Raw genomic sequence first — 16,285 nt, 5'->3', positions numbered from 1 at the left:
GCTGCTTGCGTCAGGCTATATCCTCGGCTTTTAGGTTCAGCAATTGGAAGCCATCTGCGTCCGCTCTGCCATACCAAGTTTCGTCTCCCCAGTCGCCCAGAACAATGCGCTTTACTTCCCCTTGGGGTAGGTTATAACGATGTGTGTCGGGACGATGTGTGTGGCCGTGAATCAACAGCTCAATTTTATAAGTGTTGAAGGCGCTTATTACCTCGTCCGGCGCGACATCCATAATTTCTTCCGCTTTTCCTTGGTTCTTCGCCATGCTGATCTGCCGCATTTGGCGAGCCGTTAATTGGCGTTGATCCAGGGGGCGTGAAAGAAACTGCGACTGAAAGGCTGGGTTGCGAAATGTGGCGCGAGCCTTCTGGTAGGCGGCGTCCAAAGTGCAAAGCGAGTCGCCATGCATAAGTAATGACGGGACTCCATACAGATCAAGGGAATGAGGCTCTTCCAGCAGGGTGGCGCCACATTGCTTGGCATAGGTGTCGCCAATGAGGAAGTCGCGATTGCCATGCATGAGATAGATGCAAGTTCCGGCTTCCGCCAGTCTGTGAAGCCGTTGCGCCACCTCTACTTGCAGAGGGGACTGCTCGTCATCACCTACCCAGACCTCGAAGAAGTCTCCGAGTATATACAGAGCGTCTGCATTCGGAGCTATTTTGTCCAGAAAATTAAAGAAAAACCGGGTGAGTTCCGGTTTTTCCACTTCCAGATGTAGATCGGAAATAAACAGCGTTGGCATGATTTATTCGACGATGGTGGCGGAAGTGATAATCACATCTTCGGCTGGAACGTCTTGGTGCGCGCCTTTATAAGTGGTGGCGACGGATTTGATTTGATTGACGACGTCCATGCCTTCGACGACTTTGCCAAATACTGCGTAACCCCAGCCTTCAGTGGTTTCTGATGTGAAGTCCAGGAACCCATTATCCGCTACGTTAATAAAAAACTGAGCGCTGGCGGAATGAGGGTCCATGGTGCGGGCCATGGCGACGGCGCCTGTCATGTTGCTGAGCCCATTGTTGGCCTCATTTTTGATCGGTGCGCGGGCTTGCTTGGGGGTAAGTCCCGGCTCAAAGCCGCCGCCCTGAATCATGAAATTGGAGATGACGCGGTGAAATATAGTGCCGTCGTAAAAGCCGTCGCGGACATATTGCTCGAAGTTTTTTGCTGTAACCGGCGCATTTTCGTAGTCGAGCTCGATTTTGATGTCACCGAAGTTTGTCTGCAAAAGAATCATGTAGTTACCTTTTAAGGCTTTTGAACGGTTAAAACGTCATTTTAGCCAAAAAGCAGTGACCATTTCAGTAATTTGCGCTGCGACAAAAGTAAAGTTTCCCTATAATTACCGGTTTATCCCCTGTGCGTATAATCAGGGAACACCGAAAGCGAATTCTTTTTGCAGGGCTGAGAATCAGCCTTAAGCGCAATAAACATTGATGGTAGAGAAAGCATTTTTATGAGTGAAGGCGAGGCCATAAAGCCCAACTTTATTACCCAGATCATTGATAAGGATCTGGCTGCGAACAAGCATGGCGGCAAAGTGCATACCCGTTTTCCACCGGAGCCGAATGGATATCTCCATATCGGTCATGCAAAGTCCATATGCCTAAATTTTGGCGTTGCTGAAACTTTCGCCAATGGTCGTTGCAATTTGCGCTTTGATGACACGAACCCTGAAAAAGAGAGTCAGGAATACATTGACTCAATTACTGCTGACGTTAAATGGTTGGGGTGTGAGTGGGAAGAGCCGATTAGACATGCGTCTTCATACTTTGATCAATTGTTTGAGTATGCGATTGAACTGATCAGCAAAGGCAAAGCCTATGTGTGCAGTCTGACTCCAGAAGAAATGACGGCTTATCGCGGCTCTTTGAAAGAGCCGGGTAAGCCGAGCCCATACCGCGACCGAAGTGTTGAGGAAAATCTGAACCTGTTTCATCGTATGGCGAAAGGCGAGTTCGCGGATGGGGCGCACGTGTTGCGCGCGAAGATCGATATGGCGTCGCCCAATATCAATATGCGCGATCCGATTTTGTATCGAATTCGTCGCGCTCATCATCATCAGACTGGTGACAAGTGGTGCGTATACCCGATGTACGACTACACTCACCCGATCTCAGACGCCCTGGAAGGGATAACACATTCTCTATGCACACTGGAGTTTGAAGACCATCGCCCCCTGTATGACTGGGTGTTGGATAACATCAGCATTGATTGTCATCCTCAGCAAATTGAATTCGCACGCTTAAATCTGAACTATACCGTCACTAGTAAGCGTAAGCTGAAAAAACTGGTGGATGAAAAGTTTGTTGAAGGCTGGGATGACCCGCGCATGCCAACCCTTGCAGGTCTGCGTCGTCGCGGCTATACGCCACGCTCAATTCGTAGCTTTTGTAATGCAATCGGTGTGACGCGTAGTGAAGGCGTGGTCGATGTGGCCATGTTGGAGTTCGCGATCCGTGAAGATCTGAATGAGCGTGCGCCAAGAGCAATGTGCGTGTTGCACCCATTGAAAGTGGTGATTACCAACTATCCCGAAGGGCAAGTTGAGGAGTTGGTTGCGCCGGCGCACCCTCAAAATGAATCCATGGGTACTCGCACAGTGCCATTTGCGAAAGAACTTTATATTGATCAGGAGGATTTTCGGGAATCCGCCAATAAGCACTTCAAGCGTTTAGTGTTAGGGAAAGAAGTGCGCTTGCGTAACGCCTACGTGATTCGTTGCGACGAAGTAATCAAGAACGAGGCGGGTGAACCTATTGAGTTGCGCTGTGTCTATGATCCCGACACGCTGGGTAAAGACCCGGAAGGACGCAAAGTTAAGGGCGTTATTCACTGGGTCGCTGCAGAGCGGTCAGTAGATGTGGAAGTGCGGCTTTATGACCGCCTTTTCAATCATGAAAGCCCAGACGCCCAAAAAGAGGTGGAGTTTACTGAATTCCTGAATCCAGAGTCCTTGGTTGTCTTGAGCGGAGCCAAGGCGGAGGCGAGTCTGCGTCAGGCGGGTTCTGAAATTCCATATCAGTTTGAGAGGGAGGGGTATTTCTACCTTGACCCAATCAAGGCGGCTCAGGGTGACCTGGTGTTTAATCGCACAGTCACACTTCGTGACACCTGGGCGAAAATTGAGGCGAAGGGCGAATAACTTCGCCTTTCCGCCGGAAGCAACGTTAACGGTAACATTAGGACTAATAGGTCGTGTTGAAGATATACAGTAGCCTTTCTCAGCAAAAAGAAGAGTTTAAACCCATTCAGGCCGGTAAGGTCGGTATTTATGTTTGCGGAATGACTGTATATGACTACTGTCACCTTGGGCATGCCCGGGTCCTGGTGTGTTTTGACATTATTACCCGTTACCTGCGCGCCAAAGGCTATGACGTTAATTATGTGCGCAACATTACCGACGTCGATGACAAGATTCTGAATCGGGCGCGTGATAACGGGGAGTCTGTTGATGCGCTGACGGCTCGTTTTATCGACGCCATGCATGAAGATGAGCGCGCGTTAGGCGTGCTGTCTCCTTCTGCGGAGCCTCGTGCGACGGGGCACATTGGTGAAATTATCGCCATGATTCAGCGGCTCATGGATAAAGGGTATGCCTACCATGCGTCCAATGGCGATGTTTACTACGCCGTAGAGCAGTTTGCGGATTACGGTAAACTCAGTAAGCAGAAGCTGGATGAAATTCGCGCTGGAGCCAGAGTTGAAGTGGATGCGGAGAAGCGCAGCCCTGCGGATTTTGTGCTGTGGAAGGCGGCGAAGCCGGGTGAGCTGTCATGGAGTTCGCCATGGGGTGAGGGGCGTCCTGGCTGGCATATTGAGTGCTCTGCGATGTCTACGCAATGCTTGGGCGATACCTTTGATATCCATGGCGGGGGGCCAGACCTTAAGTTTCCGCACCATGAAAACGAAATAGCACAGTCGGAAGCCGCTACAGGATGTAAGTATGTTAATTATTGGATGCATGCTGGTCCCGTAAGAGTGGATAAGCGGAAGATGTCCAAGTCCTTGGGTAACTTCTTCACAATTCGAGAGATCCTGGATAGGTATCCGGCGGAAGTTGTACGGTACTTCATTGTCTCCAGTCATTATCGGAGTGCGATTGATTATTCTGATCTCGCTTTGAATGAGGCGCGGAGTGGGCTGGAGCGATTGTACAATACCATTCGTGAACTCTATGGGGAGTTGGGTGCTGTTTCAGTGGATGAGTCCCTGATTGGAGAGTATCGAGAGCGCTTCAATCAAGCGATGGATGATGACTTTAATACTTCTTCAGCCGTGGCCGTGCTGTTTGATTTGGCGAAAGCAGTAAACGTAGCGAAAAAGGAAGATCGCGCCAAGGCGTTATCGTTGGCGAAAGGCATGATTGATCTGGCTGAGGTGCTTGGTCTGCTTCAAGCTAACCCTGAATCCCTGATGCAGGGAGAGAATGAAGAGTTTGGTGGTTTGAGTGTGGCCGAAATCGAAGACTATATTGCTCGGCGCAATGCAGCTCGCGCCAATAAGGACTTTGCTGAATCTGACCGTATTAGAGATTTGCTTAAGGATAAAGGCGTACTGCTTAACGACTCGCGTGAGGGTACGACCTGGCAGAGAGCTTAGCTCGGCCGTTTAAATGTAAAAAGCCCCGGTTATTTATGTGAGTAACCGGGGCTTTTCTCTATATGGAGTCTGCTAAGTGATTGGCTGCTGTGAGGTAGGAGTTAATCTTTGTGCAGGTGGTTGGCGGCGTAAAGCGTGTTCTCCATGAGCGTGGCGACTGTCATGGGGCCAACGCCTCCAGGTACTGGTGTGATCCAGCTGGCGCGCTCCGCAGCTTCATCAAACTCGACGTCTCCAACTAGCGCGCCGTCATCCTTGCGGTTGATGCCTACATCGATCACGATGGCGCCGGGCTTTATCCATTCGCCTTTTACAATACCAGGGCGTCCTACTGCGACGACAACAATATCAGACTGGCTCACTTTAGCTGGAAGATTGACCGTAAAGCGGTGAGTAATGGTGACTGTGCAGCCCGCCAGTAATAACTCCAATCCCATGGGGCGTCCGACAATATTGGAGGCGCCGACCACTAAAGCATCTTTGCCTCGTAGTTCAACGCCGGTACGGGCCAGTAACGTCATGATGCCTTTCGGGGTGCAGGGGCGCAGTACGGGCATGCGCTGCGCCAGTCGGCCAAGGTTGTAGGGATGGAAGCCATCGACGTCTTTGTCTGGCTTGATGCGCTCCAATATATTGTCAGCATCCATGTGCGCGGGGAGGGGTAGTTGGACAAGTATGCCATCTATGGCGTTGTCCTCGTTAAGAGTGTCGATCAGCTGGAGTAGCTCCTGCTCCGTCGTGTTCTCTTCCAGGGCGTATTTTTGGGAGAGAAAGCCGACTTCCTCACAAGCCTTGGTTTTGTTCTTCACATAAACTTGGGAGGCGGGATCCTCTCCCACCAATACAACGGCGAGACCGGGGGCGCGCAAGCCGCTGTCGGTACGGGCTTTTACGCCTTCAGCAACATTTTTACGAACGTCCGCGGCGACCTGCTTGCCGTCGATCAGCCTAGCGTGATGGTTGTTCTGGGCGTGAGTCATAGTCATGGCCAACTGATGGGAATAGGGGCCCACATTTTACTGAAATGGCGCTATAGCTCAATTGTTTAATGTAATGTGTCAGGGCTGATCGTGGTGGTCTTGGTTGATTTGTTTCAGTCTGCTGGCTAGGGGTGTCTCCATGGATGCTTCTTTTATTTATATGCATTTATGGGCGCCCCTGCTTAAAATACCCGTGTTGGGAAAATATTTTAAGTATTTTCAAATTGATGGTTGACGATGGTGGGCGCCGCGAGTATTATTCGCGCCAGCTTTCGCTGAGACGCCTGGTCTCACTAAGAGCGGGGTATAGCGCAGTCTGGTAGCGCGCCTGCTTTGGGAGCAGGATGTCGGGAGTTCGAATCTCTCTACCCCGACCACTTTACTTGGTGAGTAATCACGGCCTAAGGTGGTAGTTCGCAAGGATTCGCGAATATAGAGCGCCCGTAGCTCAACCGGATAGAGCATCGGCCTTCTAAGCCGAGGGTTGCAGGTTCGAGTCCTGCCGGGCGCGCCATGCTTTAAATTGGTGGCCTTAGGTAGCGAAGCATTTGTGGTGGACGTAGCTCAGTCGGTAGAGCTCAGGATTGTGATTCCTGCGGTCGAGGGTTCGATCCCCTTCGTCCACCCCATTCCTCTCAAGCTTTAGGGCTTGTTAAAAAGTTTTGATGTGTTTTGCAGCAAAACTACCTCTTATAGTGCGAAAGTGGCGGAACTGGTAGACGCGCTGGATTTAGGTTCCAGTATCGAAAGATGTGAGAGTTCGAGTCTCTCCTTTCGCACCATGTTAATTTTTAATAATTGCGAAGCTCCTTGTTTGTATTCTCTACTTGCTAAAGCAGTCGGGGCTCCGTAATATTTGCCTCCACTTTTTTAAGTTGCGTATCAGAATCGAGGATTATCATGCAAGTTTCGCTAGAGTCGACCTCTTCTATCGAGCGTCGAATGACAATTGGTGTGCCGGCAACTCAAGTTAACTCGGAAGTAGAGAAGCGTTTGCAGAAAACTGCTCGTACTGTCCGCATGAATGGTTTCCGTCCCGGCAAAGTACCGATGAGCGTGGTCAAGAAGCGCTACGGAGAGGGCGTTCGCCAGGAAGTTATTGGCGAAATGATGCGCGACGCTTATGTTGAAGCCCTCCAGAAAGAAGACCTGAACCCCGCTGGCTATCCCAAGTTTGAACCTAAGAAAATCGAAGACGGCGAAGACTTGGAATTTATCGCCACTTTCGAAATTTACCCTGAAGTAGCTATTGGCGACCTTTCCTCTATCAGCGTAGAGAAGGAAGAGTTTGAAATTGTCGATGCAGATGTTGATGGCATGATCAAAAAGCTGCGTGAGCAGTCTTCTGTATGGAAAGACAGCGAAGACGCAGCTGCTGAAGGCGACCGTTTGACTATCGACTTCAAGGGTATGGTTGATGGTGAGGTGTTCGAAGGCGGTTCTGCGGAGAGCGCACAGATCGTTATTGGCTCCAAGCGCATGATTCCTGGCTTTGAAGACGGCTTGGTGGGTTTGAAAGCTGGCGATGAAAAAACGCTGGATCTGACTTTTCCTGAAGACTACCACGCAGAAAACCTGAAAGGTAAACCGGCTCAGTTTGAAGTGAAAGTGAGCAAGGTTGAGCGTTCTGAGTTGCCTGAAGTCAATGATGAATTTTTCGCACAGTATGGTGTGCAGGAAGGCGGAGAAGAGGCCTTCAAAGTAGAAATTCGTAAGAACATGGAGCGTGAAGCAAAATTTGCAATCGCAAACAAAGTTAAACAGCAGGTGGTTGATCAGTTGCTGGGCTTGAGCGAATTTGAAGTGCCTTCAGCTCTCGTTGATTCCGAGATTAACAGAATGCGCGAAGATGCCGCCCAGCGTTTTGGTGGCGGTCAAATGAAGGCTTCGCAGCTTCCTGCGGAACTGTTCAAAGATCAAGCTGTCAAACGTGTTAAGACTGGTTTGCTATTTGCCCAAGTGGTAAAAGATAACGCACTTGAAGCAACCGAAGAGCAGATTGAAGCGAAGATTCGCGAATTGGCGTCTAGCTATCAAGAGCCGGAGCAAGTTGTTAGCTGGTATATGAGCAATCCAGAGCAGAAGGCTCAGATGCAGTCAGTTGTGCTGGAGGATGTGGTAGTGGACTTCGTGGAAAGCAAAGCGAAGATCGAAACCAAAACCGTATCATACGAAGACGCAGTTAAGCCCAGAGTGGCTCCTGCTGCAGAAGCGGATGATGCTGAGCAAAGCGCGGAATAAAAAACGCGGTCTTGCGCTAAAAAAGCCAGCAAATTAAGCTAGAATGACAAACAGCCGGTAATGCCCGGCTGTTTGTCTTTTATAGAAAGCAATGGAGTTCTGATAAAAATGGCTCGCGACGACAACGCAACAATGATGAATAAATTAGAGATCGCCAATGCTCTGGTGCCTATGGTGGTTGAGCAAACGGCGCGGGGCGAAAGATCCTACGATATATACTCAAGGCTGTTGAAGGAGCGGATCATTTTCCTGGTCGGCCAGGTTGAAGATCATATGGCTAACCTGGTTGTGGCGCAGTTGTTGTTCCTGGAGTCGGAGAACCCGGACAAAGACATTCATCTCTACATCAATTCGCCCGGCGGCTCTGTGACTGCCGGGCTGTCAATATACGACACTATGCAATTTATTAAGCCGGACGTTTCTACGATGTGTATTGGACAGGCGGCTAGTATGGGGGCCTTGCTACTAAGTGGCGGCGCCGCTGAAAAGCGCTACTGCTTGCCGCACTCACGCGTCATGATTCACCAGCCGTTGCTGGGTGGTCTTCAAGGGCAGGCTTCTGATATTGAGATACATGCAAAAGAAATTCTGTTGCTGCGCGAGAAGCTGAACAACATCCTGTCCAAGCATACAGGGCAAGATATTGAAACGATTGCTCGTGACACTGATCGGGATAAGTTCATGGATGCGGAGATGGCCAAAAATTATGGTCTGATAGACTCCGTGCTTGATAAACGGGTGGTTGGTTAGCATACTTGGTGTATGGTAAATACGTAAGACTAACTAAACCCGTCTTGCATATATTGAATTAATTTAGGGGTAGTTTGATGGCTGATGAAAGAAGCGGAAAGGGCGAAGACAGCGGAAAGTTGCTGTACTGCTCCTTTTGCGGGAAAAGCCAACATGAGGTTCGCAAGCTGATCGCCGGGCCGTCTGTATTTATTTGCGATGAGTGCGTTGATCTGTGCAACGACATTATCCGCGAAGAGATTCAAGAAGCGACCACCAGTGACAGCAGCGACAGGTTGCCCACACCTCACGAAATCAAGGAAACGTTGGATGACTATGTAATCGGTCAGACCCGAGCCAAGCTTGCGTTGGCTGTTGCGGTTTACAACCATTACAAACGACTGCGTTACGAAGATAAAAAAGGTGAAGTCGAATTAGGCAAGAGTAATATATTGCTGATTGGCCCCACCGGAAGCGGTAAGACGCTGCTGGCTGAAACGCTGGCGAGATTGCTGAATGTGCCGTTTACCATCGCTGACGCCACAACTTTGACTGAAGCTGGTTATGTCGGTGAAGACGTTGAAAATATCATTCAGAAACTGCTGCAAAAGTGCGACTACGACGTAGAAAAAGCGCAGAAGGGTATCGTTTATATTGATGAAATCGACAAGATTTCGCGCAAATCCGACAATCCTTCCATCACGCGCGATGTGTCGGGCGAAGGTGTTCAGCAAGCTCTGTTGAAGCTGATAGAGGGGACCGTGGCGTCGGTGCCGCCACAAGGTGGTCGCAAGCATCCGCAGCAGGAGTTTCTGCAAGTGGATACGTCGAATATCCTTTTCATTTGCGGTGGGGCGTTCGCTGGCCTGGAAAAGATTATCCGGGATCGCGCAGAGAAGGGCAGCATTGGGTTCTCAGCAGTAGTTAAAAGCCAGATGAGCTCCAAGTCGGTTGGCGAAACATTAAAAGATGTAGAGACCGAAGACTTGATCAAATTTGGCCTAATTCCAGAATTTGTCGGTCGCTTGCCCGTTATTGCGACCTTGGATGAGTTGGATGAAGCTGCTCTGATTCAGATTCTAACTCAACCTCGTAACGCGCTGACTAAGCAATACTCCAAACTGTTTGAAATGGAGAGCGTCGAAGTTGACTTCCGGGAAGACGCTTTGCGTTCTATTGCTAAAAAGGCAATGGAGCGTAAGACCGGTGCGAGAGGCCTGCGCTCTATCCTGGAACAAGTACTGCTGAAGACCATGTACGATATTCCTTCAGAACAGGATGTTTGTAAGGTCGTGATTGACGAAGGTGTCATCGCTGGCGAGTCAGAGCCAATCAAAATCTACAAAAACAGCGAACAGGCCAAGCTGGCTGCTGACGAGTAGCTTCTATCGCGGTAATGGTTAAATTACCGCCTGTTTTTGAAGGTTTTTGTAAAAAAAGGGGCGTTAAGCCCCTTTTTTCTAAAATATTCCTATCTTGTAATCATCCTGCGTTTGTATTTTGCAGTCATTGTCCCCATCATCTATATCAAGTGAAAGATATAGTGACCAGCATACGGCGCATGTTCGAAGCGCCACTAAGTTCTGAGGTGTTATATGGTTGAGGGTTCATCACCTATCGTAATCCCTTTACTGCCATTGCGTGATGTAGTTGTTTTCCCGCATATGGTGATCCCTTTGTTTGTCGGTAGAGCTAAGTCTATTAAAGCTCTCGAGGAAGCAACGGAAGGCAATAAGGAAATCCTGCTGGTAGCGCAGCGTGACCCTGCTGACGAAGATCCTGGGCAATCTGAAATTTATGGCATCGGCACAGTATCAACCATTCTGCAGATGCTCAAACTTCCTGACGGCACTGTGAAAGTGCTGGTCGAAGGCAATTACCGCGCTCACATTGACAGAGTTGAGAATGATGAATACCTCAGCGCGAAAGTCAGTGAGCTGCCGGAGCCGATTCTGTCTGAGCGCTCTGCGGATGTATTGACTCGTTCTTTGCTTTCTCAATTTGAGCAATATGTAAAGCTGAGTAAGAAAATACCCAATGAGTTATCTGACTCATTAAGTAATATCGCCGAGCCCGGTCGTTTGGCCGATACCATTGCTGCACACTTGGAGCTTAAGCTTGAGTCCAAGCAGGAGCTGCTGGAAGTTGTGGATGTTAAGGCGCGGGTTGAAGCGTTGATGCAGCGTCTGGAGAATGAAATTGATATTCTTCAGGTGGAGCAGCGCATTCGCGGTCGCGTTAAAAAGCAGATGGAGAAAAGTCAGCGCGAGTATTACCTTAATGAGCAGATGAAGGCCATTCAGAAGGAAATGGGTGATCTGGGAGATGGCGGTAATGAGTTGGAACAGCTTGAGAAGCGTATCCTGTCAGCAGGTATGCCTGAAGAGGCTCGCAAGAAAGCGGAGTCTGAGCTAAGCAAGTTGAAGATGATGTCGCCGATGTCCGCTGAAGCGACGGTTGTGCGTAGCTACATCGACTGGATGGTGAATATTCCCTGGAAAAAGCGCAGTCGGGTTAAGCACGACTTGGATGCGGCGCGTAAGATTTTGAACGAAGACCATTACGGTTTGGATGAGGTCAAAGAGCGAATACTTGAGTATTTGGCGGTGCAGAGCCGGGTCAAAAAGATGAAAGGCCCTGTGCTTTGTCTGGTTGGGCCTCCTGGGGTTGGTAAGACTTCACTGGGGCAGTCTGTCGCCAAGGCGACTAACCGTAAGTATGTTCGTATGGCGCTTGGCGGTGTGCGCGATGAAGCCGAAATTCGCGGCCACCGTCGTACTTATATTGGCTCGTTGCCGGGTAAGTTGCTGCAGAAATTGGCGAAAGTCAGCGTGAAGAATCCATTATTCCTGTTCGATGAGATCGATAAGATGGGAATGGATCATCGCGGAGATCCTGCGTCGGCTTTGTTGGAGGTGTTGGATCCAGAGCAAAATCACACCTTTAACGATCATTATCTGGAAGTGGACTACGACTTGTCTGAGGTCATGTTTGTCTGTACTTCGAACACAATGAATATTCCACCCGCTTTGCTGGATCGTATGGAGATCATACGTATTCCTGGCTATACGGAAGACGAGAAGGTCAATATTGCTCAGAAGTATCTGCTGCCCAAGCAAATGGTGAATAATGGTTTGCAGGAGGGCGAGATGGAAATGGATGAGCTGGCCATTCGAACCGTCATACGTTACTACACCAAAGAAGCGGGCGTGCGAGGATTGGAGCGGGAGATTGCGAAAATCTGTCGTAAAGTAGTTAAAGAAAATGTATTGCTAAAAGGTAAAAAGGGCGAGGCTCGCCCCATTACTGAAGAAAATCTTGAAGACTATCTTGGCGTTCGCAAGTTCAACTATGGTAAAGCCTCGTCTCAGGATCGGGTGGGGCAAGTTACTGGTTTGGCCTGGACCCAGGTCGGCGGTGAACTGTTGACAATTGAATGCACCTCTGTGCCAGGTAAGGGCAAGGTGGTGAAAACAGGTTCTCTTGGCGACGTTATGCAAGAATCTATTCAAGCTGCTCTGACTGTGGTGAGAGGGCGCTCTCATGTGTTGGGTATAGCGTCTGACTTCCATGAAAAGAACGATATTCACGTGCACGTTCCCGAAGGCGCGACGCCGAAGGACGGGCCTAGCGCAGGTATTGGCATGTGTACTGCGCTGGTATCGAGTTTGACCAATGCGCCAGTTAAGGCTAACGTTGCGATGACGGGCGAGATTACCTTGCGAGGTGAGGTCCTGGCTATTGGCGGACTCAAAGAGAAATTGCTGGCCGCGCACCGTGGCGGTATTAAGACGGTGGTGATACCGCAGGAAAATGTTCGTGACTTAAAGGAGATTCCAGATAACATCAAAAATGAACTGGAGATCATTCCAGTTACATGGATAGATGAAGTTTGGAATATTGCACTGGGGGATGACTTTGCAAGTAGGTTATCTAGTGCTGAAGGGGGCGTATCGGAAAAAGATAAAAGCTCCATTAATAAAGGTGATGAAACTTCTGATGGGGCGGACCGTATAAATACGCACTAGTGGAAGAAGCTGCTTGACACGCTTTTATCCGTGTTGGTATAAATGATCGCGTTGTCAGGCAGCGTCCCACAAGGGCTGCCGGCCAATTAAAAGAAGAAAAAGGATGTACTCACGCTCTAAAGATTTAAGTGTGTTGTATACCTGAATTCCTTCATCACCAGTCAATTAATCAATTCAAAAAGATCTAAGGGGTTTAGTGTGAATAAGTCAGAATTGATTGATGCTGTTGCTGCATCTGCAGACATCTCAAAAGCGGCTGCTGGTCGTGCTCTTGATGCTGTCGTTGAGTCAGTTACTGAAGCATTAAAAAAGGGTGAGCAGGTTACTTTGATCGGTTTTGGTACGTTCTCTGTTAAAGAGCGCGCTGCACGCACTGGTCGCAACCCGCAAACTGGCGAAACGATTAAAATCGACGCCGCTAAAGTTCCCAGCTTTAAAGCCGGTAAAGCTCTGAAAGACGCAGTCAACTAGCATCTCGCGTCCCTAGTAACATAGGGACGCAATGCAATCGAAGGAGCGGTAGTTCAGTCGGTTAGAATACCGGCCTGTCACGCCGGGGGTCGCGGGTTCGAGTCCCGTCCGCTCCGCCAAGATCCAAGGCGCCCACGAGCGCCTTTTTTCTTTAGAACATTACAACCAGATTTGGAAGTTAGAATTCTAAGAGGGGCGCATGCTTCAAAATATTCGGGATAACGCCCAGGGCGTGATCGCCAAGGTAATTGTCGGCTTAATCGTACTGACATTTGCCCTCTTTGGCGTTGAGTCTATCGTTGGAGGGCTCAGCGGCGAGCCCGAAGTTGCATCAGTCAATGGCGAACCAATCACTAAGTCTCAATTCGAGCGCAAGTTCGAGAGAAGTCGTCTTCAAGCTATCGCCAGCATGGGGGAGAACTATGACCCCAGCAAGATCGACGAGAACAAGTTACGTAAAACCACTTTAGATGAAACTATTGCCCGTGAGGTTCAGCTTCAGGCTGCTCGGGAGGCTGGTTTCGCTGTTTCTGACGCAACCATCAACAACTTTATTACTCAGTGGCCGATGGCTCAGAAAGATGGTAAATACGATAACAACCAGTTCATGGAAGCTTTACGTAGAATTGGCATGCGTCCTATGGAGTTCCGTGAGGAGTTATCGGATGAGCTATTGGTTGGGCAGTTGCAATCCGGTATCGCCCAGACCTCTTTTGTCATTGGTGAAGAGCTGAATGAGCTTCTGAGAATGGAGCGCCAGACTCGCAGCTTTAGCTACTATCGCCTTAACGCTGTAGATGTGGCGAAAGACATTGAAATCAGTGACTCAGAGGTGGAAGAGTACTATAACTCGAATAAAGACGAATTTATTTTGCCTGAGCGCATTGTCGTCAACTACATTGAGTTAACTCGAGATGTATTGGTGGCGCGTGCAGAGGTTAGCGATGAAGAAGTCGCTAAGCGATATGAGGATGAAAAGAAAGAGTTTCAACCTTCTGAGCAACGCCGCGCGTCCCATATCCTGATTGAAACTTCAGATGATGTGTCTGATGAGCAGGCACTGGCGAAAGCCAAAGAAGTTGAGCAGAAGTTGAAAGAAGGCGGAGACTTTGCCGCGCTCGCGAAAGAATACTCTAACGATTTTGGCTCGGCTAATGACGGCGGTGATTTAGGCTACGCTCAGGAAGGCGCATTTGTTGAACCTTTCGAAGAAAAACTGTTCTCTATGAACGTGGGCGATATTTCTGAGCCAGTTAAGACTGAATATGGCTACCACATCATCAAGTTGAATGATGTTAAAGCCGTTGAAATGCCAAGTCTGGATGAATCCAAGGACCGCATAGTCAAAGAGTTGCAGGAGCAGAAGGCGGATAGCCTGTTCGTTGAAATTAACTCTAAATTGAAGGATATCACTTATACCGCAGACGATTTGGCGGGACCGGCTGAGGAACTGGGTCTGACAGTACAAACCTCTGAGCCTTTCTCCAGAGAAGGCGGCCAGGGTATTTTCAGCGGTCCACAGGTGATCCAAGAGGCGTTTTCTGCGGATGTACTTGAAGATGGCCACAACAGTCAGGTTATTGATCTGGGCAAAGAAAGAAGTCTGGTCTTGAGAAAGAAAGAGCTGCTGCCAAGCGAGCCGCAAGAGTTTGCGGAGGTTAAAGACGCAATTAAGCAGAAGCTGGCTTTGCAGAAAGCAAAAGACTCCTTGGCCGCTAAGTCCGAAGAAATGGTGGCTCAGCTGAAGAGTGGCGATCTGACTCCTGTGTCCAAGGGAGAAGATGGCGAACAAACCGGTTGGGTGGAACTGAACGACGCTCGTCGTTCTCAGGCTGGCGCTGCTGATATCGCTCGTCTGGCCTTTAAGCTGCCTAAACCAGCTGAAGGAAGTCCCGTTATAGAAAAGTTTGAGACAAACTTTGGTTATGCGGTTATCGTTCTGAATGAAGTAAAGGACAACACCGACGACCTGAGTGAAGCTGAGCAAAAGACTTACAGAACCTTCATGGCAAGCCGAAACGGTCAGCGTGAGTACAACGATTACAACGAGAAAGTGCAAGACTCAGCTGAGATAGAGCGTTTGTAATTTCTTGATTTTAAGTTAGCTAAAAAGACGGCCAAGGCCGTCTTTTTTTGTTGCCTGATAAAAGCTTCTCCAGAGGGTGTAAATTAAACTGTGTAACCGCTTCTCTGTGTCAATTCCCCTCTTGTCTCGCTTGCCCTATAAGGGATATTACCGATCTTGCGTCCCCGTCTAACTGAGAATTGTGTACTGGTTATCTTTCCCAAACAGGCAATTACGGTATCTTTACTTTACAAACAGTTACGTTGCAATTCCGTAATTACACACAATAAAAATGAGTGGAAATGAATGCTTCTAGTGCTCGCCGGTTCGGTGCTCGCTTTCAACATCGCCAATGAGGCGGCTATTGTTGAGCCTCAGCCTAAAGGGGTTGTGGTTTACCAGCAAGCGATCAGCACCGCGGGTAATGATGTCGCGTTTTTACGGTACGACACCATGGTGGAGCCAGCGAAGGAGCAAAAGTTTCGCAACATCACCAAGCAGGCCTATGACTACAGTTGCGGGTCTGCGGCACTGACTACGGTGTTGGAGCACTATCTGGGGCGCACTTTCGAGGAGCGCCAGATTATGGAAGGGCTCCTGCACTATGGTGACGCCGCTCGTATTGTGGAGCGGCGTGGTTTCTCCATGCTTGACTTCAAACGACTGGTGACGGCCCTAGGATATCCTTCCGGCGGCTTTCGGGCGGAGATAGAAGATTTAGCTGAACTTGATCATCCTGCTATTGTCCCCATCCGCTACGGCGGCTTTAAGCATTTCATTGTCGTTCGCGCAGTACGTGATAATCGTGTTTTCGTGTCTGATCCCTCGTTGGGCAACATCACTTTTACAGTGGAGTTATTCAAAGAGCATTGGGACCAGAATGTTCTCTTTATTGTTTTTCCTGGTAATACCAAGCCCGTGGACGGACTGGAATTAAGAGAGGAGGACATGCGCTTTGTTGACGAGCAAACCTTCACTTTGAATGCGTACCGGGAGTTCCCCCAGTTTCATGAAGCAACGGAGTTTCGCATACGTAACGAACTGGAAAGGCTGAAAAACAACGAAGACGGTTCAGTTAACAATACCAATAAGTATTTGCATTACAAACGCAATTAAAAAGCCCTGAAAACGTAACCGTCTGGAAAGCTAATAAATACAATAAC

The 16,285-nt window shown here is 49.1% G+C and carries 12 protein-coding genes and 5 tRNA genes; 14 read left to right on the top strand and 3 right to left on the bottom strand.

The features are described 5' to 3' along the window. Positions 1-10: 10 nt before the first annotated feature. Positions 11-745, bottom strand: a complete 735-nt coding sequence (locus AC2IBB_RS23015; RefSeq protein WP_486329068.1) for a UDP-2,3-diacylglucosamine diphosphatase — start codon at positions 743-745, stop codon at positions 11-13. A gap of 3 nt (positions 746-748) precedes the next feature. After that, the gene (locus tag AC2IBB_RS23010) at positions 749-1,243 is read right to left on the bottom strand and encodes a peptidylprolyl isomerase (RefSeq protein WP_486329067.1); all 495 of its coding nucleotides are present in this window, start codon (positions 1,241-1,243) and stop codon (positions 749-751) included. Positions 1,244-1,462: 219 nt separating this feature from the next. Between AC2IBB_RS23010 and AC2IBB_RS23005 the strand changes: the two genes are divergently transcribed. Both AC2IBB_RS23005 and cysS read left to right on the top strand, forming a co-directional pair. Beyond that, complete coding sequence (locus AC2IBB_RS23005) at positions 1,463-3,151, top strand: glutamine--tRNA ligase/YqeY domain fusion protein (protein ID WP_486329066.1); 1,689 nt, start codon at positions 1,463-1,465, stop codon at positions 3,149-3,151. Between the two features lie 53 nt (positions 3,152-3,204). Next, positions 3,205-4,608 (top strand): cysteine--tRNA ligase, encoded by a 1,404-nt coding sequence (gene cysS, locus AC2IBB_RS23000; protein ID WP_486329065.1) that lies wholly within the window; start codon positions 3,205-3,207, stop codon positions 4,606-4,608. A gap of 101 nt (positions 4,609-4,709) precedes the next feature. Here the strand turns inward: cysS and folD are convergent, their stop codons facing one another. Continuing rightward, a complete protein-coding gene (gene folD / locus AC2IBB_RS22995) occupies positions 4,710-5,594 on the bottom strand; it encodes a bifunctional methylenetetrahydrofolate dehydrogenase/methenyltetrahydrofolate cyclohydrolase FolD (protein WP_486329064.1) in 885 nt (294 codons plus the stop codon). Between the two features lie 294 nt (positions 5,595-5,888). Here folD and AC2IBB_RS22990 point away from each other — a divergent pair. The 12 genes from AC2IBB_RS22990 to AC2IBB_RS22935 all read left to right on the top strand — a co-directional run bounded on the left by AC2IBB_RS22990 (position 5,889) and on the right by AC2IBB_RS22935 (position 16,238). Further along, positions 5,889-5,965 (top strand) — tRNA-Pro (locus tag AC2IBB_RS22990). A gap of 60 nt (positions 5,966-6,025) precedes the next feature. Further along, positions 6,026-6,102: transfer RNA gene (locus AC2IBB_RS22985), tRNA-Arg, on the top strand. Between the two features lie 39 nt (positions 6,103-6,141). Beyond that, positions 6,142-6,217: transfer RNA gene (locus tag AC2IBB_RS22980), tRNA-His, on the top strand. Between the two features lie 68 nt (positions 6,218-6,285). Then, a tRNA-Leu gene (locus AC2IBB_RS22975) sits at positions 6,286-6,370 on the top strand. A gap of 118 nt (positions 6,371-6,488) precedes the next feature. Next, positions 6,489-7,829, top strand: a complete 1,341-nt coding sequence (gene tig / locus AC2IBB_RS22970; protein ID WP_486329063.1) for a trigger factor — start codon at positions 6,489-6,491, stop codon at positions 7,827-7,829. Between the two features lie 135 nt (positions 7,830-7,964). Then, positions 7,965-8,579 carry an ATP-dependent Clp endopeptidase proteolytic subunit ClpP gene (gene clpP / locus AC2IBB_RS22965; protein WP_486333993.1) on the top strand — a complete coding sequence of 205 codons (615 nt, stop codon included), beginning with the start codon at positions 7,965-7,967 and terminating at the stop codon, positions 8,577-8,579. Positions 8,580-8,656: 77 nt separating this feature from the next. Next, complete coding sequence (clpX, locus tag AC2IBB_RS22960; protein ID WP_486333992.1) at positions 8,657-9,940, top strand: ATP-dependent Clp protease ATP-binding subunit ClpX; 1,284 nt, start codon at positions 8,657-8,659, stop codon at positions 9,938-9,940. 213 nt (positions 9,941-10,153) lie between these two features. Beyond that, a complete protein-coding gene (gene lon, locus AC2IBB_RS22955) occupies positions 10,154-12,586 on the top strand; it encodes an endopeptidase La (RefSeq protein WP_486329062.1) in 2,433 nt (810 codons plus the stop codon). Between the two features lie 198 nt (positions 12,587-12,784). Continuing rightward, a complete protein-coding gene (gene hupB / locus AC2IBB_RS22950) occupies positions 12,785-13,057 on the top strand; it encodes a nucleoid-associated protein HU-beta (protein ID WP_486329061.1) in 273 nt (90 codons plus the stop codon). A 42-nt stretch (positions 13,058-13,099) separates the two neighbouring features. After that, positions 13,100-13,176, top strand: a tRNA-Asp gene (locus AC2IBB_RS22945). Between the two features lie 80 nt (positions 13,177-13,256). Continuing rightward, the gene (locus AC2IBB_RS22940; protein ID WP_486329060.1) at positions 13,257-15,143 is read left to right on the top strand and encodes a SurA N-terminal domain-containing protein; all 1,887 of its coding nucleotides are present in this window, start codon (positions 13,257-13,259) and stop codon (positions 15,141-15,143) included. A 285-nt stretch (positions 15,144-15,428) separates the two neighbouring features. After that, entirely contained in the window at positions 15,429-16,238 is an 810-nt protein-coding gene (locus AC2IBB_RS22935; protein ID WP_486329059.1) for a C39 family peptidase, read from the top strand. The last annotated feature ends 47 nt before the right edge of the window (positions 16,239-16,285 follow it).

This window comes from Hahella sp. NS-SX17 (assembly GCF_057367735.1).
The sequence above is the reverse complement of the archived record's forward strand: the minus strand, read 5'-3'. Positions and strand labels throughout refer to the sequence as shown.

Excerpts from the sequence above, each read along its gene's own strand:
- AC2IBB_RS22940 (WP_486329060.1), top strand. The coding sequence starts at position 13,257 with ATGCTTCAAAATATTCGGGATAACGCCCAGGGCGTGATCGCCAAGGTA.
- clpP (WP_486333993.1), top strand. The coding sequence starts at position 7,965 with ATGAATAAATTAGAGATCGCCAATGCTCTGGTGCCTATGGTGGTTGAG.
- lon (WP_486329062.1), top strand. The coding sequence starts at position 10,154 with ATGGTTGAGGGTTCATCACCTATCGTAATCCCTTTACTGCCATTGCGT.
- clpX (WP_486333992.1), top strand. The coding sequence starts at position 8,657 with ATGGCTGATGAAAGAAGCGGAAAGGGCGAAGACAGCGGAAAGTTGCTG.
- AC2IBB_RS23005 (WP_486329066.1), top strand. The coding sequence starts at position 1,463 with ATGAGTGAAGGCGAGGCCATAAAGCCCAACTTTATTACCCAGATCATT.
- folD (WP_486329064.1), bottom strand. The coding sequence starts at position 5,594 with ATGACTATGACTCACGCCCAGAACAACCATCACGCTAGGCTGATCGAC.
- AC2IBB_RS22935 (WP_486329059.1), top strand. The coding sequence starts at position 15,429 with ATGCTTCTAGTGCTCGCCGGTTCGGTGCTCGCTTTCAACATCGCCAAT.
- AC2IBB_RS23010 (WP_486329067.1), bottom strand. The coding sequence starts at position 1,243 with ATGATTCTTTTGCAGACAAACTTCGGTGACATCAAAATCGAGCTCGAC.
- tig (WP_486329063.1), top strand. The coding sequence starts at position 6,489 with ATGCAAGTTTCGCTAGAGTCGACCTCTTCTATCGAGCGTCGAATGACA.
- AC2IBB_RS23015 (WP_486329068.1), bottom strand. The coding sequence starts at position 745 with ATGCCAACGCTGTTTATTTCCGATCTACATCTGGAAGTGGAAAAACCG.